Source organism: Pararhodobacter zhoushanensis, from assembly GCF_025949695.1.
GTDB classification, from domain to species: Bacteria; Pseudomonadota; Alphaproteobacteria; order Rhodobacterales; family Rhodobacteraceae; genus Pararhodobacter; species Pararhodobacter zhoushanensis_A.
Genome location: NZ_JAPDFL010000001.1, coordinates 3,329,503 through 3,351,747, shown reverse-complemented (window position 1 = coordinate 3,351,747; position 22,245 = coordinate 3,329,503). Strand labels below are relative to the sequence as shown.

At 63.8% G+C, this 22,245-nt stretch carries 18 protein-coding genes and 1 tRNA gene; 6 read left to right on the top strand and 13 right to left on the bottom strand.

Annotation, left to right across the window (positions count from 1 at the left end):
- The first annotated feature begins 216 nt into the window (after positions 1-216).
- Positions 217-1,734: a Hint domain-containing protein gene (locus OKW52_RS16630; RefSeq protein ID WP_264506708.1), complete on the top strand. Its 1,518-nt coding sequence runs from the start codon at positions 217-219 to the stop codon at positions 1,732-1,734.
- 310 nt (positions 1,735-2,044) lie between these two features.
- Here OKW52_RS16630 and OKW52_RS16625 read toward each other — a convergent pair whose 3' ends face one another.
- The 7 genes from OKW52_RS16625 to OKW52_RS16595 all read right to left on the bottom strand — a co-directional run bounded on the left by OKW52_RS16625 (position 2,045) and on the right by OKW52_RS16595 (position 10,690).
- Positions 2,045-3,688 (bottom strand): 3-(methylthio)propionyl-CoA ligase, encoded by a 1,644-nt coding sequence (locus OKW52_RS16625; RefSeq protein WP_264506707.1) that lies wholly within the window; start codon positions 3,686-3,688, stop codon positions 2,045-2,047.
- A 238-nt stretch (positions 3,689-3,926) separates the two neighbouring features.
- Entirely contained in the window at positions 3,927-4,457 is a 531-nt protein-coding gene (locus OKW52_RS16620; RefSeq protein WP_264506706.1) for a sensor histidine kinase, read from the bottom strand.
- Positions 4,458-4,486: 29 nt separating this feature from the next.
- Positions 4,487-5,005: a HAMP domain-containing protein gene (locus OKW52_RS16615; protein ID WP_264506705.1), complete on the bottom strand. Its 519-nt coding sequence runs from the start codon at positions 5,003-5,005 to the stop codon at positions 4,487-4,489.
- Positions 4,995-5,693: a response regulator gene (locus OKW52_RS16610; RefSeq protein WP_264506704.1), complete on the bottom strand. Its 699-nt coding sequence runs from the start codon at positions 5,691-5,693 to the stop codon at positions 4,995-4,997. The genes OKW52_RS16615 and OKW52_RS16610 overlap by 11 nt, the downstream gene beginning before the upstream one ends.
- Entirely contained in the window at positions 5,690-8,800 is a 3,111-nt protein-coding gene (locus OKW52_RS16605; RefSeq protein WP_264506703.1) for a multidrug efflux RND transporter permease subunit, read from the bottom strand. Before OKW52_RS16605 ends, OKW52_RS16610 begins: the two co-directional genes overlap by 4 nt.
- Before the next feature lie 27 nt (positions 8,801-8,827).
- Positions 8,828-9,988: an efflux RND transporter periplasmic adaptor subunit gene (locus tag OKW52_RS16600; RefSeq protein WP_264506702.1), complete on the bottom strand. Its 1,161-nt coding sequence runs from the start codon at positions 9,986-9,988 to the stop codon at positions 8,828-8,830.
- Positions 9,989-10,153: 165 nt separating this feature from the next.
- Positions 10,154-10,690: a TetR/AcrR family transcriptional regulator gene (locus tag OKW52_RS16595; RefSeq protein ID WP_264506701.1), complete on the bottom strand. Its 537-nt coding sequence runs from the start codon at positions 10,688-10,690 to the stop codon at positions 10,154-10,156.
- A gap of 84 nt (positions 10,691-10,774) precedes the next feature.
- Between OKW52_RS16595 and OKW52_RS16590 the strand changes: the two genes are divergently transcribed.
- Complete coding sequence (locus tag OKW52_RS16590) at positions 10,775-12,295, top strand: MFS transporter (protein WP_264506700.1); 1,521 nt, start codon at positions 10,775-10,777, stop codon at positions 12,293-12,295.
- Positions 12,296-12,467: 172 nt separating this feature from the next.
- Here the strand turns inward: OKW52_RS16590 and OKW52_RS16585 are convergent, their stop codons facing one another.
- Positions 12,468-13,091, bottom strand: coding sequence for a TetR/AcrR family transcriptional regulator (locus OKW52_RS16585; RefSeq protein WP_264506699.1), 624 nt, complete (start codon positions 13,089-13,091; stop codon positions 12,468-12,470).
- Between the two features lie 381 nt (positions 13,092-13,472).
- Here OKW52_RS16585 and OKW52_RS16580 point away from each other — a divergent pair, with 381 nt between their 5' ends.
- The 3 genes from OKW52_RS16580 (at position 13,473) to OKW52_RS16570 (ending at position 18,266) form a co-directional block, all read left to right on the top strand.
- Positions 13,473-14,915 (top strand): APC family permease, encoded by a 1,443-nt coding sequence (locus OKW52_RS16580; RefSeq protein ID WP_264506698.1) that lies wholly within the window; start codon positions 13,473-13,475, stop codon positions 14,913-14,915.
- 83 nt (positions 14,916-14,998) lie between these two features.
- Entirely contained in the window at positions 14,999-17,158 is a 2,160-nt protein-coding gene (locus OKW52_RS16575; RefSeq protein WP_264506697.1) for an oxidoreductase, read from the top strand.
- 1 nt (position 17,159) lies between these two features.
- On the top strand, positions 17,160-18,266 hold the full coding sequence (locus OKW52_RS16570) for an aminomethyltransferase family protein (protein WP_264506696.1): 1,107 nt from the start codon (positions 17,160-17,162) through the stop codon (positions 18,264-18,266).
- 98 nt (positions 18,267-18,364) lie between these two features.
- On the opposite strand, the gene OKW52_RS16565 is transcribed toward OKW52_RS16570, so the two are convergent.
- The 4 genes from OKW52_RS16565 to OKW52_RS16550 form a co-directional block, all read right to left on the bottom strand.
- Positions 18,365-18,985, bottom strand: a complete 621-nt coding sequence (locus tag OKW52_RS16565; RefSeq protein WP_264506695.1) for a cysteine hydrolase family protein — start codon at positions 18,983-18,985, stop codon at positions 18,365-18,367.
- Positions 18,982-19,125: a hypothetical protein gene (locus OKW52_RS16560; protein WP_264506694.1), complete on the bottom strand. Its 144-nt coding sequence runs from the start codon at positions 19,123-19,125 to the stop codon at positions 18,982-18,984. The genes OKW52_RS16565 and OKW52_RS16560 overlap by 4 nt, the downstream gene beginning before the upstream one ends.
- Positions 19,126-19,142: 17 nt before the next feature.
- Positions 19,143-19,427 (bottom strand): MarR family transcriptional regulator, encoded by a 285-nt coding sequence (locus OKW52_RS16555; RefSeq protein WP_264506693.1) that lies wholly within the window; start codon positions 19,425-19,427, stop codon positions 19,143-19,145.
- 127 nt (positions 19,428-19,554) lie between these two features.
- Positions 19,555-20,754: a glycosyltransferase family 87 protein gene (locus tag OKW52_RS16550; protein WP_264506692.1), complete on the bottom strand. Its 1,200-nt coding sequence runs from the start codon at positions 20,752-20,754 to the stop codon at positions 19,555-19,557.
- A 382-nt stretch (positions 20,755-21,136) separates the two neighbouring features.
- On the opposite strand from OKW52_RS16550, the gene OKW52_RS16545 reads away from it, so the two are divergent.
- Positions 21,137-21,222: transfer RNA gene (locus OKW52_RS16545), tRNA-Leu, on the top strand.
- Between the two features lie 170 nt (positions 21,223-21,392).
- Here OKW52_RS16545 and OKW52_RS16540 read toward each other — a convergent pair.
- A complete protein-coding gene (locus OKW52_RS16540; protein ID WP_264506691.1) occupies positions 21,393-22,220 on the bottom strand; it encodes a CPBP family intramembrane glutamic endopeptidase in 828 nt (275 codons plus the stop codon).
- Positions 22,221-22,245 lie beyond the last annotated feature (25 nt).

The window sequence follows — 22,245 nt, the reverse complement described above, 5'->3', positions numbered from 1 at the left end:
GGTAGTCAGGCCATGGGGGTGGTCGGGCGGGATGCTGCCAAAAGTATCCGGGGTGTTTGAGAGATTGTTTCCCGACCGTGGTCGCACGATGACTCATGCCATGGACAATGTCTCACAAGACCGGCGCCGCTGACGCCGGATGGGTGTGCCGGGTGCCGCAAAGGCCCGGTGTGAGTATTCGAGATCATGTCCGCGCGCGGACACCAGGAGAAGACAATGCCACCGATTAACAATCCGCAGAACCCGACCCCCCAGGCCGCTGGGGTTGTCGATGGAACCGACGCTGGCGAGGTGATCCGCTCGGGCTACGTTGACGGCGAAGGCGATGCCTTCGACGAAAACGGCTCGGTGGTCGACGCTGGCGGTGGCAATGACACTGTTTACGGCAGCTATTCCCCCGACACCATCGACGGCGGCGACGGCGACGACTGGGTGTTTGGCGGCGACGACAATGACAGCCTGTCGGGCGGTCTGGGCGCAGACACGCTCTGGGGCAACGAAGGCAATGATACGCTTTTGGGCAACGACGGCGACGACAAGCTGATCGGCGGTGGCGGCGATGACCTGATCATCGGCGGCGCGGGCAACGATCTGCTGATCGGCGACAACAACCCCGGCGATTCCGGGGGCCGTGAACCGACCGACCCTGCCGAGCCGACCTATGGCAATGACACGCTGGTGACCGACACCGGCGATGACACGGCGCATGGCGGCTCTGGCGACGACGTCTTCCAGGTCTTCGATGATTTCGGCAACCACGAGATTGTTGGCGGTGAAACCGGCGAAACGGCGCTGGGTGACAAGCTCGATCTGACGCAAGTGACCGAAGGCGTGAACGTCGCCTATTCGGGCGATGAAGAAGGCACGATCGACCGCGCCGGCGCGCAGATCAACTTCTCGGAGATCGAGCGCAACCTCCTGGGTACGGGCGACGACAACGTCGAGGTGATCACCTCGACCACCGGCTTTGTCCATGGCGGGTCGGGTTTTGACACGCTGGTCCTGCCGGACCCCGCGCCGGGCGATCCCGCGCCGGTGGTGACGGTCACCAGCGAGATCGACAACGGTGATGGCACCACGTCGAAGACCGGCTATGTCGATTTCCCCGATGGCTCGCGCATGGATTTCGAGAGCTTCGAAGAGATCATCTGCTTCACGCCCGGCACCCTGATCGACACCACGCGGGGCCGCGTCGCGGTCGAGGACCTGGTGATTGGCGACAAGGTCCTGACCCGCGACCATGGCTACCAGGACCTCACCTGGACCGGGCGCCGCGACCTGACGCAAGCCGAGCTGGCATCCTGCCCGAGCGCCGCGCCGATCCGCATCAAGGCAGGCGCGCTGGGCCGTGATCTGCCCGAGCGTGACCTCACCGTCTCGCCGCGCCACCGGATGCTGGTCACCGGCGCCCGCGCCGAGCTGATGTTCGGCGAGCGTGAAGTGCTGGTCGCCGCCGCCGACCTGCTGGGTCTGCCGGGGGTCGAGCAGGTCACCGAGGGCGCGGTCAGCTACATCCACGTGATGTGCGAGGCGCACCAGATCATCCGCGCCGAGGGCAGCTGGACCGAAAGCTTCCAGCCCGCCGAAGCGGTGATCAACGCGCTGGAAAGCGAAACCCGCGCCGAACTGCTCGGGCTGTTCCCGGAACTGGCGACGCAAGCGGGCCGCGACAGCTTCACGGCTGCCCGCCCGGTGCTGACCGGCGCCGAAGCGAAAACGCTTTTCGCCGCCTGAGGCAGCGGCGATCGGGAAGAGAAAGGGCTGCCCGCGCGGGCAGCCCTTTTGCGTGGCGGCCCGCTTTGAGCACCCGGGCAGGCGGGTGCGGCGCTCGGGCCCATCGAGGGCCCTCGCGCCGCGCGGGGGGCGCTGCCCCCCACCGGGCCGTTCCGGCCCGCCCCCCGGGATATTTAGGGAGCAAAGAAGGGCGTTAACGAAGGGTTATCCGCGCTTTCTTTGCTCTTCAAATATCCTCGGGGGGTGAATTCGGCTTTAGCCGAAGAGGGGGCTGAAGGCCCCCCTTTCCCTGTTGCCCAGAGGCGTGACGTCAGATGGTGGGAAGTGCGTAGTCCTTGAACTGTTCGCGCAGTTTGTTTTTCTGCATCTTGCCCGTCGCGCCCAGCGGGATTGCGTCGACGAACACGACGTCATCGGGCAGCCACCATTTGGCGATCTTGCCGTCGAAGAAGCCGAGGACGTCTTCTTTCGTAATCTCGGCGCCCGGTTTGGCCATGACGACCAGCAAGGGCCGCTCATCCCATTTCGGGTGGTGTGCCGAGATGCAGGCGGCCATGGCGACGCCGGGGTGGCCCATGGCGATGTTCTCCAGATCGATCGAGCTGATCCACTCGCCGCCCGATTTGATTACATCCTTGGTGCGGTCGGTGATCTGCATGAAGCCGTTGGCATCAATGGCCGAAACATCGCCGGTCGGGAACCAGCCCAGGCCCGCTGCGTCAAAGCGCAGGGTGTCTTCGCCGTGGCGGTTGAAGTAGCTCTCGACGATCCACGGACCGCGCACCAGCAGCTCGCCCGAGGTCTTGCCGTCCCACGGCAGTTCGTTGCCGTCTTCATCGACGATCTTCATGTCGACGCCAAAAATCGCCCGGCCTTGTTTGGACAGCGTCGCAAAGCGCTCATCCGCGGTCATGGTTTCGGCACCGGCTTTCAGCGTGCAGACCGTGCCCAGCGGCGACATTTCCGTCATGCCCCAGGCGTGCAGCACCTGAACGTTGTATTTCTCGTCGAAGGCACGCAGCATTGCCGGGGGGCAGGCCGAGCCGCCGATCACCGTGCGCCGCATGGTGCTGAAGGTCAGATTATTGGCCTCGGTATGACCGAGCAGCCCCTGCCACACGGTTGGCACGCCCGCCGAGACTGTGACGCCCTCTTCCTCGAACAGCTCATACAGCGACTTGCCGTCCATGGCCGCGCCCGGGAACACCATCTTCGCCCCGGTCAGCGCTGCCGCATAGGGCAGGCCCCAGGCGTTGACGTGGAACATCGGCACCACCGGCAGGATCGCGTCGCGCGCGCTCAGGTTCAGCGCGTCGGGCATGACCGAGCCAAAGGCGTGCAGCACGGTCGAGCGGTGCGAGTAGAGCACGCCCTTGGGGTTGCCCGTGGTCCCCGAGGTATAGCACAGCGACGAGGCCAGATCCTCGTCGATCTGCGGCCAGTCGTAGGCGTCAGAAGCCGCCTCGACCAGATCCTCATAGCAGTGCAGGTTGGGGATCTTGCTGTCCGCCGGCATATGCGCGCGGTCCGACATCAACACGAAATTCTTGACGGTGGCGTAGCGCGCGGCAGTCGCTTCGATCAGCGGCAGGAAGGTGATGTCGAAGAAGATCACCTGATCCCCGGCGTTGTCGGCGATCCAGATCAGCTGGTCGGGGTGCAGGCGCGGGTTCAGGGTGTGCAGGATCATGCCCGCGCCCGAGGCCGCGTAATACAGCTCCATATGCCGGTCGGTGTTCCACGCCAGCGTCGCGACGCGCTGCGACGCCGCAATGCCCATGCCTTCGAGCACATTCGCCAGTTTGCGTGACCGCTGCGCGATCTTGCGCCACGAACTGCGGTGGATGTCGCCCTCAGGCCGACGTGTCACGATCTCGCGGTCGCCGTGGTGTCTTTCCGCGTGCACCAGCAGGCTGGAAATCAACAGCGGCTGGTTCATCATCTGGCCAAGCATAATCGGTTCTCCCCTATTTGCCCTATGCGTATCCGAATGACCGGGGTGGTCAAGCATCACGACGCTGCGTCGGATAAGCCATTGACCTAGCGGAACCCTGATCCGTTGCGCCGTGGTCTCGGCGCTGCATCCGCTCTGCGTGACAACGGCTGCGCCCGGTTTGCGCGACAGCGCAGACATCCGCGCCACGCCCCGGAACGAGAGGGGCTGCGCCACCAGACCGGGCTGGACGCCCTGTTCAGTCCCCGGTCTTTCCGACCGCGGCAGGGTGTTGCGGCAGGCGTATTTCCAGCGTCAGGCCCGGGGTTTCCTGCGGCACGATCCGGGCGTCGCCCCCATGGGCGCGGGCGATGGCGCGCACGATCGGCAGGCCAAGGCCCGAGCCGCCAGAACTGCGCGCGCGGGACTCGTCGGCACGCCAGAACCGGTCAAAGGCGCGCGCCTGATTTTCGGGAACCAGACCGGGCCCGGTGTCTGAACAGCGAAAGACGACGTCGTCGCCTTCGGTGCGGGTCTCGACATGCACATGGCTTTGCGGCGCATAGCGCAGGCAGTTTTCCAGCACCGCCACACAGGCCTGTCGGATCCGCATCTGGTCGGCCCTTGTCTTCGCCTGACCCAGCGCGCGGGTCAGGGTTATCCCTGCCGCCGTCAGTTCGGCCTCCAGTCCGGTCACCGCAGCGCCCACCGCATCGGCCAGATCGACAGGGCTGTAGATCAGCTCGAGCTGCCCGGCGTTGCTCAGCGCCAGCGTCCGCAGCTCTTCCACGATGACGGACAGATGATCGACATGCGTGATCAGCCTGTCGTACAGTTGCGGCGTGGGGGGAACACCCCATCCGACAGACCCTGCAGGCGACCGCGCAGGATGGTCAGGGGCGTGCGCAGTTCATGCGCAATCGCGGAATTGGAATAGGCAAGCTCGGCCTCGGCGCGTTCCAGACGCTCGGCCATTGCGTTGAAATCCACCATCAGATCCGCGGCTTCGCGAAAGCTGCCGACCGGCAGGGTCGCGCGGGCCGAGAAATCGCCGGTGGCGATCCGTTGCGCGGCGCCTGCGACCGATCTCAGTGGCTCGACAATGCGCCGCGCAAGCCGCCAGCCGATCGCCGAGGCGGTCAGCAGGCCAAAGGTCAAGAGCACCAGCACCATCACGGTATCTGCCGTCCGCCAGCCTGCAAAATCGTCGGGGTCGGGGTAAAGCCATTCATAAATGAACAGAAAATAGGCCATCAGACCCAGATAGACGACCAAGGCCGCAACCAGCGTCAGCGCGATCATCGTCCGGGTGATGCGCGCGTTCAGATTAGCGGACATCGGGCACATCCAGACGGTAGCCGATCCCGCGCACACCCTCGAGCAGGCGATCCGCCCCCGCCGCCGCAAGTTTGCGGCGCAGGTTGCTGACGTGGCTGTCAACGGTGCGATCCAGCGCCGGGCTGTCAGGAAGGCAGGCGTCAACCAGATCGCTGCGGCTGAACGCCCGGCCCGGCGCGCGCGCCATATGGGCAAGGATGCGGTATTCGGTGGGGGTCAGATCCAGCATCACGGGCCGGTCGGCCCCGTCGACCGTGGCGCGGTAAGCGTCAGGATCGACGGTAAGCGGCCCGACGCGCAACAGATGGGTCGGCGTCTGCCCCCGCGTGCGGCGCAACACAGCGCGCGCCCGCGCGACGACCTCAAGCGGATTGAAGGGTTTGACGACATAGTCATCCGCCCCGATGCGCAGCGCCTGCAGTTTGTCGAGGTCTTCTGCCAGCGCGGTGACCATGATGACCGGCGTCTCGCCGCGTCGCCGGATCGCCGCCAGCACTTCGTACCCGTCCTGTCCCGGCAGCTTGATGTCCAGAACCACCAGATCGGGGCGCAGGCGCTGGTGATGCGACAGGCCGGTCGTGCCATCACGCGCGCAGATCACGCGAAAGCCTTCGCGGGCGAAATAGGTCTCGAGGATGTCGGCGATCTCGGGTTCATCCTCGACGATCAGGATCAGGGCGTCGGTCATGAATTGGCCTTTCCGGTCGCGTCGTCTGACGCCTTGTGCGTCAGACGGCTGACCATAACATAAAGCACCGGCACGAAGAAAACTGCCAGTACCGTCGCCGATACCATGCCGCCAAAGACCCCGGTCCCAATGGCATTCTGGATCTCGGACCCCGCACCCCGGGCCAGCATCAACGGCACGACGCCGAGGATAAAGGCCAGCGAGGTCATGATGATCGGGCGGAGCCGCAACCGCGCAGCCTGCAAGGTTGCCCGATGCACGCCCATCCCCTGTTCGCGCAGATGCCGGGCGTATTCGACCATAAGGATCGCATTCTTGGCCGATAGCCCGATGATGGTAATCAGACCCACCTTGAAGAAGACGTCATTGTCCATACCGCGCACCAGCACCGCGCTTACCGCACCCAGCACCCCCAAGGGCACCACCAGCATCACCGAGAAGGGCAACGACCAGCTTTCGTACAGCGCCGCCAGCACCAGAAACACCACCAGCATCGACGCGGCGAGCAACAGGGGGACCTGATTGGCCGATTGCTGCTCTTGCAGGGATTGGCCGGTCCAAGCCAGCGCAAAGCCCTGCGGCAGCTCTCTTGCCAGCCGCTCCATCTCGGCCATGGCCGCGCCGCTCGACACGCCGCTTGCCGCCGCGCCAAAGATGCGCGCGGCGCGGTAGCCGTTATAGCGATCCATTTGCAGCGCCGCGCTTTCCCAGACCGGCGTGACCACCTCGGACAGCGGCACCATGCCGCCGTCAAGATTGCGCACCTCAAGCTGCAGCACATCCTCTGCATGCATCCGCGCGTGCGCGTCGGCCTGCACGATCACCTGTTGCAGGCGTCCCTGATTGGGAAACTCGTTCACATAGGCAGAGCCGACGGCGGTCGAGATCGTCTCGCTGATGGTGTCGAATCCCAACCTGAAGGCCTGCGCCCGCTGCCGGTCGATGCGCAGCGCGATCCGCATGCCGTCGGGCAGGCCTTCGCTCATCACCTCTTCCAGAAGCGGGCTGGCGGATGCGAGCGCAATCAGCTGATCCTCTGCGGCTTTCAACGCGTCCGGTCCGGCATTGGCGCGGTCCTCAAGCCGCAGGGAAAACCCCGATGTCGTGCCCAGCGATTCAATCGCCGGCGGCTTCATGATCATGGCAATGCCTTCGGGAATATCGGCCATAGCCGCCTCGGCAGCCGCGATTTCCTCGTCGACCGTGGTGTCGCGCTCGCTCCAGTCTCTCAGGCTGGTGAAGGCCTGCGCTGCATTCGGACCCGAGCCGGAAAAGCCGAACCCAAGGATCACCGTGTTTTCGGTGATGTCAGCGCGGGTCGCTGTATGGGCCTCATAGGCGGCGATCACGGCGCGGGTGCGCTCGGCGGTGGCACCGGCGGGCAGCTCGAACATCGCCATGAAGTTTCCCTGATCCTCGTCAGGGACAAAGGACGTGGGGATCCGCATATAGCCGATACCCATGGCCGCGATCAGCGCCGCATACAGAAAAAGCATGCGTCCACCGCGCCGCAGGGTCCAGCCGACCCAGCCGGTATAGCGCCGCGTGAGCGCATCGAAGCGGCGGTTGAACGCACCGAAAAAGCCGCGTTTGGGGGCATGCCCGGTCACGGGTTTGAGGATCGTCGCACAAAGCGCCGGCGTCAGCGTCAGCGCCAGAAAGGCCGAGAACAGAATTGAGACCGCCATGGAAAGGCTGAACTGGCGGTAAATCGCGCCGACCGATCCGCCTGCCAGCCCCATCGGGATGAAGACGGCGACCAGCACCAGCGTGATGCCGACAATCGCGCCCGAAATCTCGCGCATTGCCTGTTGCGTCGCAGCCTTGGGCGACAGGTTCTGGCTCGCCATGATACGTTCGACATTCTCGACCACGACAATGGCATCATCGACGATAATGCCGATGGCCAGAACCATGCCGAACATTGTCAGCACATTGATCGAATACCCCGCAACGCTCATCACGGCAAAGGTGCCCAAAAGCGCGATGGGCGCGACGATTGTCGGGATGAGCGTGTAGCGGATCTTTTGCAAGAACAGCAAGATCACCAGAAAAACCAACGCCATTGCCTCGAAAAGAGTCTGGATCACCTTGGTGATCGACACTTTCACGAAAGGCGCTGTGTTGAACGAGATCGAGACTTCCATATCGTCGGGCATGGCAAGGCGCAGCTCGGAGAGCCGGGTCTCGATGGCAGCAGCGGTGCGCACGGCATTGGCGCCCGGTGACATCTGGATCGCGGCGGCGGCGGCGGGCCGGCCGTTGCTGCTGACGCTGAAGGCCATGGTTTGGGCACCCAGTTCAACCCGGGCGACGTCGGCCAGAACAAGGCGCGAGCCATCGACATTGGCGCGCAGGGGAATCGCGGCAAATGCCTCGGGGGTCAGCAACTGGCCTTGGACAGACAGCGGGGTCGACACGCGGGTGCCGGGGACGGTCGGTTGATCCCCGACGCGACCGGCCGTCGCCTGCACGTTTTCACGGGCGATGGCCTCGGTCACATCGGTCATCGTCAGGCCATGAGCGCCCAGCGCCGCCGGATCAACCCATATCCGCATCGCGCGTTCCGAGCCGAACTGCTGGACTCGCCCGACACCCGGAACGCGTTTGAGCTCTTCGGCAAGGCTGCGGGTCAGATACTCGCCAAGGCTCAGCTCGTCGGTTGAGCCATCGCGCGATCGCAACGTGAGGACCATCAGAAAGCCCGACTCGGCCGCCTCGACGCCGATGCCCGCGCGACGCACGGCGGCGGGCAGCATGGCCTCGGCATTTCGCAGGCGGTTCTGGACGTCAACCTGTGCCAGTTCGATGTTCGTGCCGGGGGTGAAGGTCACGGTGATGTTCGCGCCGCCCGTCGAATCCACGCTGGATTCGTAATACAGCACGTTCCTGACGCTGGAGAGTTCGCGTTCGATCGGGCGGATCACGCTGTCGCTGACGGTTTGCGCATCGGCACCCGCATAGCTGGTGAAAATGCTGATGCTGGGCGGTGCGATATCTGGAAAACGCGCCACCGGCAGTCGCGGAAGCGCGGCGATCCCCGCCAGCGCAATAAAGATCGCGATAACCCAGGCAAAGACCGGGCGGGTGATGAAGAATTGCGACATGGAGGCCGGTCTTTCGGGGTTGGGTCGTCAGGGATTTACGGCGGCAGGCTGATCGCCTGCGGCAATGGTCGTGACCGGCACCGCAGCACCGGTCTGCACGCGGTCCTGCCCGCGGACCGCCACGATATCTCCGGGCCTGAGGCCCGATGTCACCACGATGCGATTGCCAACGCGGTCACCAAGGCTGACATCGCTGCGCGTCGCCTCGCCCTGCGGCGAAACAAGGACAAGCTGCGCCGCGCCGCCGCCGCTGCGCAGGACGGCCTCTTCGGGCACCAGAAGCGCGTCAGGCAAAACCCCGCGCGGCAGATGTGCGCGAACCAACATACCCGGCAGCAAGTCAAGCCCCGGGTTCGGGGTCTCGACGCGGACCGAGACATCGCCGGTCCCGGGATCGACGATCAGATCCGATGACCTGACCCGCCCCTCCAGCACCGGTCCATCGTGCCGGGCGGTCGTGATCCGAACCGGGCCCAGCCCGGCTTCCGAGGCCGCCAGAATGGCATCCAGCGCGTCGGCTGGCAGTCGCACATCAACAAAAACGGTCTCAAGATCCTGGATGATGGCCAGGGGCCGATCGCTTCCCTGCGCGGCAAGCCCGCCAAGATCGGTGATCCCGGCGGCGACATAGCCATCAATCGGAGAGCGCAGCGTCGTGAACTCAAGATCGAGCCTTTTGCGCGCCACGGCGGCCTGCGCCTCGGCCAGACTGGCGCGGGCGAGCAGCAGATCATTATGCGCGCTGTCGTTCCTTTCGATGCTGACCGCATTTCGGGCCAGCAGGGCATCCGAACGCTCCAGCGCTCGCTGGGCAAAGGCCTCGGCCGCCTCGGCCCGCGCCAAGGCGGCTTGGGCCGTGCCGAGATCGGCATTGAAGGGGGCCGGATCAATACGGAACAGGACATCCCCTGCCGACACCAGACTGCCTGCGTCCACCAGTCTTTCCAGAATCACGCCGCCGATCTGCGGGCGGATCTCGACCCGGCGAAAGGCTGCCACACGGCCTGCGTATTCGGTCTCAAGCGTGATCTGCTCGGGTTGCGCCGTCGCGACAGTCAACAGAACCGTGCTGGCAGACCCCATGTCCTGCGCGACCGCCTCTTGCGGGTGTTGGGCAAGGCGGACAAAGACCAAAGCCCCCACCATCAGCCCAATGATCAAAAAGAGTGTGACGCTTCGGCGTGCCATCGTTCAGTCCATCCATTTCACAAGGCCTGTATCTGGCATCACGCTGTGGATGAATGGCTCAGGTTTCGTGGAGATTTCGTGAAGACCGCTGCCGACGACCAGCGTTGGCGCGTTCTGAACGCGCCGTGCCTGTCTGATCGGCCCAATCGAACCCGTCGGGGGTGCTCAGACGCTCAGCCGATCGAGCACCGCCTCGACATCGTCAAGGAAGTCGGTCCATAGCCCGTCTTCGTCGATGCCGTTGATACGCATCAGGAACAGCCCCTCGACGGCAAGAAAGGCGACGCGGGCGGCCTGTGCGTCAGCAGACGTGCCGCCAAGCCGGTCGAAGATCCCGCGATACCAGTCGCGCGTCTCGCGCAGGTTGGCGGGGTCTTCCAGATAGCTGACCAGCAGTCCCACCATCTTGGCATTCATCGCCTGCTGCGAAGCCCGTGTGGCGGCGATGTAGCGCCGCACGAAGGGCAGGGGGGCGTCGCCTGCCGCGCCTTCGAGCAGGGCATCGAACTGGCTGGTCCATCGGTCGATCAGGCCGCGGATCAGATCATCCTTGCTGGCAAAGGAATATTGCACCCCGCCCTTGGATATCCCCGCCGCCTGCGCCAGCGCCCCGATGGTCAGCGCCGCCCCTCCGCCTGTGCGCACGATTTCCTGGGCAACGTCCAGCAATGCCTCACGGTTGATCGTCGGCTTTCTGCCCATGGGTTGCCCTCTCCCCGATTTTCAATGTTGCAATCCATACGTACGTATTTATATGGACGCCTGCAACGTCATTTGAGGTGAAGCATGCGACCCCGTCAACCTGACCCGAAACGCTGGCTGGTTCTGCTGGCGGTCATGCTGGCGTTCTTGCCGGTGGTGCTGGACATGACGATCCTGCATGTGGCGGTTCCCACGCTGACGCAGGCACTGGCGGCGTCCAACACGCAGGTGCTGTGGATCATCGACATCTATCCCTTGCTGATGGCCGGGCTTCTGGTGCCGATGGGCACGCTGGCCGACCGCGTGGGCAACCGGCGCATCCTGCTGACCGGCTTGACCATTTTCGGCCTCGCCTCGGCGCTGGCGGCCTTTGCGCCGAATGCACCGCTGCTGATCGCCGCGCGGATGATGCTGGCGCTGGGCGGTGCGATGATCATGCCCTGCGTGCTGGGCATCATCCGCCGCACCTTCGAGGACGAGACCGAGCGTGGCATCGCCCTTGGACTCTGGGGCACGGTCGGCGCCGCCGGTGCCGCCGTCGGCCCGCTGATCGGCGGCGCGCTGTTGGGGCATTTCTGGTGGGGCTCGGTCTTTTTGATCAACGTCCCGGTGATGGCGGTCGTCCTGCCCGCCTGCTGGTTTCTGCTGCCCCGGCGCGAGCACATCACCCCCGGCCATTGGGCCATCGGGCAAGCGGTGGTGCTGATCCTCGGCATGATTGCGACGGTCTACGCGATCAAGGCCGGCTTCGGTGCCAAGCAACCGCTGGGCGTCGTTGCCGTGGTGCTGACCGCGGGTCTGGGGCTTTTGTGGCTGTTTGTCCGCCTGCAGTTGCGCAGCGCCGCGCCGATGCTGAATCTGGCGCTGTTCAAACGCCCGGCAATTCTGGCGGGGATCATCATGGCCATCGTCGCAAGCGGGTCGCTGGCCGGGGTGGAACTGACCCTGGCACAAGAGCTGCAATATGTGCTGGACAAGACGCCGCTTCAGGCGGGGATCTTCATGATCCCGATCATGGCGGCGGCGGCATTGGGCGGGCCGGTCGCCGGTTGGCTGACAGGCCGCTTCGGTCTCAGATCGGTGGCTTGTCTGTCGCTGGCGGTCGCGGCGGGGACGCTTGCGGGCCTTGCGGTCACGGATTTCCACGATCCCGGGGTGATCGTACCCGTGCTGCTGGCGGGCCTTGGTCTTGCGTTGAGCATCGGGCTGACCGCCTCGTCCATCGCGATCATGGGCGCTGCCGATGCCCATGAAGCCGGGGCGGCGGGCTCGTTGGAGGCAACAGGCTATGAACTGGGCAGCGGTCTGGGCATTACGCTGTTTGGCGTCTTCATATCGGTGGTTTTCCAACACCATCTGGTCCTGCCCGATGGCGCGCCGCACATCCTGATCGATCAGGCCGCCAGCTCGATTGGCGATCTCTATCTCGTTGCCCGGCAGCTTGGTGCCGAGCAGGGGATGGCGCTGATCTCGGCCGGCAAGGCCGCTTTCTCGGCGACCCATGCGGCGCTGTTGACGAGCGCTGCCGTCCTGATGGGGCTGCTGACGGTGCTGGTGTTCGTCCTGCTGGCAAACACACGCGCGAACTCTTTACGCCCGCTCTGAGCGCATCCCGGCGGCGATCACGCGCCGCCGGGAGCCCGGCCCTTTGCGGTCTGTGATCAGACGCCCACCGCGCGCATCAAGATCCGGGCACGGCAACCAGCGTTTTCCAAAGGCAATGCGTGCTGCACCCCTGTGACCAGGCCCCGCAACCGACGGCGTTTGTTCAGGGTGCCTACGGCGCTGCGACCGCTGTCTTGAAATAGGCCACAGCGAGGTTTTTCAGCTGAATGACCACCTCGGCCTGTTCTGCCGGTTCTGCTTTGGCCGCGCGGTCGTACAGCACGATGGCGCAATCACCGAATACCGAATGCATGCGGTCCCAATCGTCATGGGTACCCGCGATATTCCAGACGGTGATGAACGGCCGCAGGGCGGCGGCGACGATCAGACTGCTCTGGCTGTATTCGGCATAGAGCACCGGGTCGAGAATGAAGCATCCCTGAAGCGCGCGCGATGTGGGGTTACTGGTCCAGTCGTCGACGGCGGTGTCGATCATCGCGGGAATCACCTGCTCAAGCGGGGCGTCCGGCGGCATCCGGGCGATCAGCCGCTGAAGCGAGGCGGTCTGCTCTTCGATGAAAGCCACCGCCATATACCCCAGAACCGCGTCGCGGTTGGCGAAGTATTTGTAAAAGGTGGAAATGTTCACCCCGGCGCGGGCGGCAATGGCGTCAGACGTCAGCCCGCCAAAGCCGTCTTCGGCCAGAATCTCACTGGCTGCCTGAACCATCTTGTGAAACTTGGCGAAGGCGCGGTCTTGTTGCGGTTGGACGAGCAGAAAGTCTTCGGGCTTCATGAAACATTCCTTTGACCGGCAATCTAGATAACAAACCGCACGGGGGAAACCGTTTTGCGCAGGCCGAAGGCCGCGTGAGGGTTTCGGGATTACGAATAGTTATCAAGGGCCTGTGCGCGCTTTCGCGCCAGCATGTGTCACCATGCCCGTCAAAGCGGCACTGTGCAATCCGAAACGCAAGAAAAACTTGACTTGTGGGGTGATCCTCGCAAAACTGCCCGCAACGCAGAGCGTAACTGCGACATCAAACCCTCTCTCCCGACGACCGAGACATCCGCCGATGTCACGGCGAGCCCGCTTGGCTCGTCAGGGCCGACCTTTGTTCAAGGCGTGGGGAAGGGGGCAAAAAAACTAGAACGATGCGAACAGGGATGCGCAACTATGGAACAAGCGACACCGCTTCAGGTGCATAGCTTAAAGAAGAACTCGATCGGTCTCAGCCTGCTGGTGTTTATGGTGATCTCGGCGGCGGCCCCCCTGACGGGGATTGCCGGAGCCATCCCCATAGCCATGCTGCTGGGCAACGGCGCGGGCATTCCGGGCACATTTGTCATCATGGCCATCATCATGGCGATCTGGGCCATCGGCTTTGTCACGCTGGCCCGCCGTGTCCGCAACGCGGGTGCCTTCTACGCCTACAGCGCGCGCGCCTTGGGGGGCCGGGCCGGCGGTGCCGTCGCCCTCATCGCGGTGCTGGCCTATAACGCCATGATGTTCGGGCTGCTGGGGCTCTTGGGCGGGGTCGCCACCGGGGTTTTCGGGCAGTTCGGCCTGAACCTGCCCTGGTGGACATGGAGCCTGATCGCCACGGGTCTGGTCGGCATCCTAGGGTACAAGGAAGCCGAGCTTTCGGCAAAAGTGCTGATGCTTCTGGTGGCGCTGGAAGTTGTCATTGGCCTGATCGTCGCCTTTTCGATCCTCGCCAAGGGCGGGGCAGGGGATCTGACCTATAACATCCTTGATCCACAGCTGATCTTTGCCGGGGGCGGCACGGTCGCGGCGATCCTTTTCACCTTCGGGTCTTTCATCGGAATTGAAGCGACAGCGATCTACACCGAAGAGGTGCGCGACGCGACGGTGACGGTGCCCAAGGCCACTTTCGGTGCCATCTTGCTGATCGGGCTGTTCTACGCCTTCACGACATGGAGCATGGTTGTCGGCACCGGAGTCGAGGCGCTGGTTCCCACCATTGCCGCCTTGCCGGATCCGACGTTCTTTCTGTTCGCTCTTGCCGAGCAATACGCGGGCGGCACGGTTGCGATGATCCTGGGGGTGCTGCTGGTCACGTCGATATTCGCGTCGGCTCAGGCGATGCACAATTTCATCGCCCGCTACTTCTATGTCACCGGGCGTGAGGGGCTGCTTCCGGGCTTCATGGGGGTCACCCATGACAGCCACCAAAGCCCGCATGTCGGCTCGGTCGTGCAAACTCTCATGGCTGTCATCGTGGTGCTGGTCTTTGCCGCACTGGGGCTTGATCCGGTGTTGAACCTGTTCACCTGGATCGCTCAGGTCAGCGTGTTTGGGGTGCTGACGATGCTGGCGATCACGTCCTTTGCCGTGGTGGCTTACTTTCGCAAACACCCCGGGCAAGAGCCCGCATGGAAAGTGGTTCTGGCTCCGGTGGTGTCGGGGCTGATGATGGCGGGCATGGCGGCCTACACGCTGATCGGGTTCGGACCGGCAACGGCCACCACCGCGCCATTGTCTTACATCCTTCCCGGTCTTGTGCCGTTGTTCGGCCTGATCGGCTATCTGGTTGCCAGCAAGATGGCACAGACCAGACCTGCGGACTTCGCGAAATTGGGCGCCAACCGCGACTGATGGCGTCCAGACAGGGGCCGGGACCGTCCGTTCCGTGCCCCTTCACCTCTCCCTGACGAAACCTGAACACGAAAGGCACTCACATGACTCGTGATCCCAGACATGACATCCTTTTTGAACCCATCCAGATCGGGCCGAAGACCCTGCGCAACCGCTTCTGGCAGGTGCCCCATTGCAACGGCGCCGGATCGGATCGTCCCGGCTTTCAGGCCATGCACCGGGGCATGAAGGCGCAGGGCGGTTTTGCCGCCGTCTTCACCGAGGTCTGCATGGTTGCCCCGGACAGTGACGCCATGCCCTGGGTCGGGTCCAAGCTGATTGATCAGGGCGATATCCAGAACCTGCGGATGATGACCGAAGAAGCCCATCGTCACGGCTGCCTTGCCGGCGTTGAGCTGACGCACGGGTCGAGCTTTTGCTTCAACGCCGAAACCCGCATGCCGAACCGCGCACCCTCGCAAATTCCGAACGAGATGGAAGGCATGTCCAGCGCGCGGGAAATGTCCCTGCGCGACATCCGCAAGATGCAGCGCGATCACGTCGACGCCGCGTTGCGGGCGCGCGAGGCCGGCTTTGACCTGCTGACCGTGTTCTGCGGTCTGGCCACCGTGCCGAACTACTTCCTCTATCCATGGAACAACAAACGCACCGACGCCTATGGCGGCAGCTTTGAAAACCGGGCGCGGTTCACCGTTGAACTGATGCAGATGATGCGCGACGAGATCAAGGATTGCGCCATCGGCATCCGGTTCCCGATCGACACGCTGGATGCGCCCTTTGGCTATGGTGATCTGGGTGTGCGGGCTGAAGACGAGGGCGTGAAATTCGTCGCGCTGCTGGATGATCTTGTCGACTATTGGGACATCAACATCGGCACGCTGAACTGGGGCGAAGACGCCGGTTCCTCGCGCTTTTTCGACACGAACCACGAAGCCCCCTACACCCGGCACGCCAAAAGCGTCTCGAAGAAGCCTGTCATCAACGTGGGCCGCTTCACCGACCCCGATGTGATGGTCAAGGCGATCAACTCGGGGCAATGCGACATCATCGGGATGGCGCGACCCTCGATTGCCGACCCTTTCCTGCCCAACAAGATCAGGGATGGCCGCTACGAGGACATCCGCGAATGCATCGGCTGCAATGTCTGTGTCAGCCGCTGGGAAAAGGGTGGTCCGCCGATCTGGTGCACCCAGAACACGACGGCGGGCGAGGAATACCGGCGCGGCTGGCATCCCGAGATCTTCGTGCCCACCCGCAACGCCGAACCCGCGATCATGGTGGTCGGCGCTGGCCCGGCCGGGCTGGAATGCGCCATGGTTCTGGGCAAGCGCGGCTATGAAACCGTGCAGCTTGTCGATGCGCAACCGGCGGTGGGCGGGCATCTCAACTGGGTGACCAAACTGCCGGATTTCGGGACATGGAAGCGGGTGGTGGACTGGCGCAAGACCCAGCTCAGCCTGCACACCCGGGTGGGCATCGAGCTGAACACCAAGCTCAGCATCGATGACATTCTGAGCTATGGCGCGCAGCATGTGATCTTTGCCACCGGCTCCAGCTGGGACACCGAGGGTCTCAGCGCGCCGATCCATGACCACATCGTCGGCGCCGATGCGTCCAGACCCGAAATCGTGACGCCTGACCAGTATATCCGGGATGGCAAGCCCGTGGGCAAGCGCGTCGTGGTGATCGACCATGACGCCTATTACATGGGTTCAGCGGTGGCGATCGACCTTGCTCAGAAAGGCCATGAAGTCACCTATCTGACCCATAATGAAAGTGTCGGCCCCTATCTGCGCTTCACCTTGGAAGAGCAGCGGGTGCACATGAAGCTGATGGAACTGGGCGTCAAACTGGTGCCGCTGCACTTCGCGCTTTCGGTCGAGGGCGGCAAGGTGACGTCGGTGAACAAATGGACCGCCGAGGAAACGGAAACCGCCTATGACTCGGTCCTGATGGTCACGTACCGCAAATCGGAATGCGCGATCTACGATCAGTTGCAGGCCCAGCCAGAGCGGCTGAAAGAGGCCGGTATCGACTCGATCCATCTGATCGGTGATGCCCACACACCGGGGATGATTGCACAGGCCACGTTCTCGGGGGCGCGACTGGCCCGCGAGTTTGACACCGAGGATCCCGACACCCACCAGCCCTTCATCCGCGAGCGTCGCCTTATTGGCGCGACCGAAGACGACTACCGGCTGGGGGCGCAAAGCCTGTCGGCCAGTCTTGGCGGAGGACGCTGAAATGAGCTTTCCTGATACGCTCAAACCCACCCCCCTCGCGCCGCTCTATGGCGAGGGCGTGGTGGAATGGATGGATGTCTTCGGCTTTGCCATCCCCGTCACATGGGGCGACCCGGCGGCCGAATGCGACGCCATCCGCAACCACGTGGCTGTCATCGAGTTCTCGATGCTGCTGAAGGTTGATGTGACCGGACCGGGGGCGGCGGAATGCGTGAACCGGGTGTTTTCGCGCGACGTAACGGCGCTGAAACCGGGGCGCGTTGCGTATGGTGTCGTGGTCGATCCTGACGGTCATATGGTTGACGACTGCACGGTGTTTTACCACGGCCCGGACCGCGTGATGGTGATGGGGGCCAACCCGCGTCTGGCAGACGACCTTGCGCTTGCTGCCGGGCCGGGTGTCCAAGTCCGCGATTGCGGCGCGGACTATGCCCATATTTCGGTGCAGGGGCCCAAGTCGCGCGCCTTGCTGCAAGAGCTCACCGGTGACGATCTCTCCAACACGGCGCTGCGCTATTATGATTTCCGCGATGGCGTGGCCATCGCCGGAATTCCGATGCAGATCAGCCGCTTGGGCTTCACCGGTGAGCTTGGCTATGAGCTTCTCCTGCCCGTATCCAAGACGCCGGACCTGTGGCGCGCGCTGACCAAGGCGGGCCAGAATCACGGCTTGCGGTCGGTCGGGGGCGCGGGTCTCATGATGGCCCGCATCGAAGCGGGGCTCATCATGGGCGGGTTGGAATATGACGAAACCTCGACCCCGTGGGAATGCCGGATGGGATGGGCGGTCGATCTGACCAAGCCCGAGTTTCAGGGCAAAGCGGCGCTTGCTGCGTCAAAGGACAGCACAAACCTGACCTTGGCGTCCCTTGCCTTTCCGGCAGACAGCCAAGGTCTGGACGGGGCAGAGATCACGGTCGATGGCGCATCTGTCGGGACGATCAGCATGGCCATTCCCTCACCGGCTCTGGAGGGGAAGATGCTGGCGCTTGCCCGCATCGCCAAGGCTCAGGCTGTCGAAGGCACTGTCGTTTCCGTCGCGGGGACCTCTGGCACCGTGGTCCGCATGCCCGTCTATGACCCCGACCGCAAACGCCCACGCGCTTAACAGCGGCGTGCCGGGGTTACCCGCGGGAAGAAACCCAACGCCAAGCGCCCGACCGGTTCTCATCGGTCGGGCGACGGCTCGTTGCGCAGAACTCGCGGCTATTGAACGTGCAACCCCGCCGTGGCCATGCGCTGTTCAGCCTGCGCGGTCGGTTTCGCTGACAGCGTGCCTTGCTTCACGACCGTTACCGCGTACCCACGGTTGCGCGCCGCGAGGGCGGTTTTCAGCACGCAATAGTTGAAGTCCAGCCCGACGATGCGCAGGGTTCCAACCCCCAGCGTTGCAAGCAGCCTGTCCAGATCCCCGGTTTCAAACGCGTCTTGCACACGCTTGACAAGGACGTGGTCAACAAGCCCGGAAAAAGGCGCAGCCAGGTCGACGCCGGGGGTGCCTTCCACCGCCTGGCCCTTCATCGCCAGCCTTGCGATCACCTTGGTCGACGGGATCGACCATTCCTGACGGATGGCGATAATCGGCAGGCCGTTCCGCTTTGCTGCGCTGATTTCATCGAGAATGGCGGCCTCGGCGACCGATGTCGCGGCCTCGGGATAGGGGCCGTGATCCCAAAAGACCGATTGCAGGTCGATCAGCAATACTGCCGTCCCCGACCGCGCGCCAATCGGCTTTCCGCGACTGATCGCCCCGATGCGCCGGATCCCGAGCGCCAGCCAAAGCGCTGCGGACAGGGCCAGCACCCCAAGCACAGAAGCGATCATCATGGCTGTTCATCCCTCATCTGTTTCAGCTTTGCGGTGACCGCCTCGATCACCCTCAAGGCGGTGGCAATGTCATCGTCTTCGAAATCGGCAGCGATGAGCGTCATCAACGCCATTTCCTTTTGCCGGATGTCTTCGATCACGGCGCGCCCCTGATCGGTCAGCGCCAGAAGGGGGATCGTTTGTGTCGAGGATTGGGGTGCTGCGCCGTGAAGCCCGACGCCAGGGTTTCATTCACCATCACCTGCACGTATTGCCGCTGAATTTCGAGCTTTGCGGCAATGTCGGGAACCGGCAACGCGCCCTGTGCGAGAAGGATTTCCAGAACGGCACGCATGCGGACGGTCAGATCGGTGCCGGCAAGCCCGTTCTCCACGCAGGCTTCCGCGGCCTGCATCAGGGGGCGGGACGTCCAAACGAGATCGTAGAGCTTCTTGGCTTTCATGTCGACACTATACATGTCAATTAGACAAGGGCAATGTCAAAAATGGCACGAGCGGTCCCGCCGTAAGGGCGCAGGGAAGGGGCCGTGACTCGCGATCCTTGCTTCCACCGGGCGTGGTCTCACCGCGTCACGGATCGCGCGCTGGTTCTGGTCGGGCGCGCCCTTGGGCCGGCTTCCCCGCAGCGCAAACAAGCGCGAGAAACATCACCCAACCGGTAACATTCAGCACCAGGGCAAGATCGGTGAACCGCAGGGCACCGAGCCGCAAGGCGACATAGAGCGGGAAAGCCGACGCCGCGATCACCACCGCCGAGGCCACAAACCGGCGAGACGCAGGCATGAGGGCGATTGCGCCGGGGGCCAGCAGCAGGGGCAGGACATAGTAATGCTGCCACCCGATAGGCCCGAACAGCGGGACGGCGATGGACAGTGCTGTAAGCCCCAACACAAGGCGCTCGCGCCGGGGGATCTGCCAAAGCCAGACGGCAACCGCCGTTCCAAGGCCAAGGGCAGCAAGCCGCAAGCCGATGCCCAGCGCGGCCGGTATGGTGACAACGTCAGTCGGGTGCTGAAGCGCGGGTATTGCCCCAAGGGCTGAGAGCAAAGGGAGCAGGGCATTGCCCAATGTCGGGTTGAACGCCCCAAAACTGGTTTGCCACCCCATTGCTGCCATCGTATCGAGAAAGGCGCGGTGCAGCGGCCATCCGGCCAGCGCAACCGAGGTTGCCGCCAGCAGGGCACCGGCCACGCCAAAGGCAACAACTGCTCTGGGCTGGCGGTCCAGCACAAAGATCAGAACGAAGACAACGGGCGTCAGCTTTATCGCCGCCGCGAGCGCTAGCAGAACGCCCGCACTGGCAGCCTTGTCAGCCAGCAGACGGTCGACCGAGGCCAGGATCAGAAACGTCACGGTAATCGTCGGTTGGTTCTGAAGAAGTGCGTGCAGGGCTGGCGTCGACAACGACAGCAGAGCAATGCCGATCAGGGTCCAGGCCCTCCACGAGACCGACGCAGGGCGGGCAATACGGCCCGCCAGCACAACACAGAGTGCAAGCAGCACGACGTGGTACATGAGCACAAGGTCTGCGAATTGTTGCGGGCCCGTTTCGCGGGCACCGCCGGACGCGAGCACGGCCCAAAGGGGCGGGTAGAGGAAAGGAAAGCTATCAAGATCGGCAATGCCAAGCACCGCTACCACCGGGTGCCACGTGTCGGAAATGCCGCCGAAAAAGCCGGGTGGCACGGCGTAGATCAGCGACTCCTGACCATTCGCCCACAGCCAGCCTGCGATATACACCGCCGAGATGTCCGGTGCCCAGTTTCCCAAGAAGAAGCGCCCAGCCAGAACGCACCATATACCGAGCAGCGCCGCACAGAGGGCAAGTTCGAAACGCAGGGAACGAAGGGACACTCGGCAAGCTCAGGGTTGCATTAGGCGATAATTTTGCAATCATGGGGGAAGTGATGAGCTGAGACAACACGTCAAGTTAACCGATATCGTCGGCGATCGTCACGTCACGCCTTTCAGGGGGGCGGTCCCAGACCGGATGCACGGCACATTGCAAGCGGTCAACCTTGGCGCAGATTTCGACACGCTTTTGGCGGAAACCCAAGGCCGGGGGCCGGGGCGAGAATCATGAACCGCTCGCGCAAACATCCCGGCACGCCCCTTGCGCCCAACGCCCCAACGTGCTGAAAACGTTAGCAGTGGCCGCTTGCTGGAATGGTAGACAGACCGGACTTAAAATCCGTTGCTCGTATGAGCGTGTGGGTTCGAGTCCCACAGCGGCTACCACCTGGAATTTTTCGCATTGTAACACGTTGATTTGCCGGTGTTACGTTTTGCGTGCGTGACATAAGGCGCGCATCACAGCATTCCATGCCGGGTTCAGCAGGACCAGCACCCGCCGCGCTGCGGAAAAGGGCGAAGGGCGAAGCGTGCCGATCCTCACCGACTGGCCGGTCTCAGGGCGCGCCGGGGACATCGCCGGGCAGGTCGCCGCGCCTGGCATGGCGTAGCAGCCACAGGGCGTACAGCCCGTTCGGCACCACCACGATCAGCGGCAGGATCATCAGTGAAAACAGCGCCGGCGCGCCGTCCTTGCCCTGCTGGCGCAGCGCGAGTTCCAGCGAGAACGCACCGAAATTCCACAACAGGTGATACACCACGGCAGGCCAGATCGAGCCTCGGCGCAACCGCATGGCCAGCAGCAGAAGGCCGGTCGATATGGCGGCGACGGATTGCACGGCGGCGGGGCGGAAGTCACCCATTTCCAGCCCGTTCCCCAGATGGACCAGGCCAAACACCACGCTGGTCAGCAGCATCGCGGGCCAGATCCGCAGCCGACGCCGCAGGGCCGGGAACAGGATGCCGCGAAACATCAGCTCTTCGGACACCGCAATCCAGACCATCAGGCCAAACAACCCGATCAGCTGTATCGCGGGAGGGGTGCCGACCCAGACGACCAGCGCGCCAAAACCGGGCAGATAGAGCCACGGCAACCACATGATCCGCTGCGTGCCGGGTCTGGGCAAGCCCAGCGCCAGATCCGACCAGCGAAACGCCAGCAGGCACAGCAGCAGAAACCCGACGCCGAGCGCTTGTGGCACCGGCGCCTGAGCGATCGGGCCAAAGGTGCCCGGCAAGAACCCCAGCGAGGAAAGCCCCAGCCAGAACGCGAAGACCACCAGCGCACCGACCAGCCCCAGCGGCCTGCGCGGGCGTCCGGTGCCCTGCCATGCCGAGGGGCGCAGCGGTTGCAGCTCTGGTTGCGGTTCGGGTGCGTCGTTCACGCCGGTTCGACCAGCCAGACGTTGA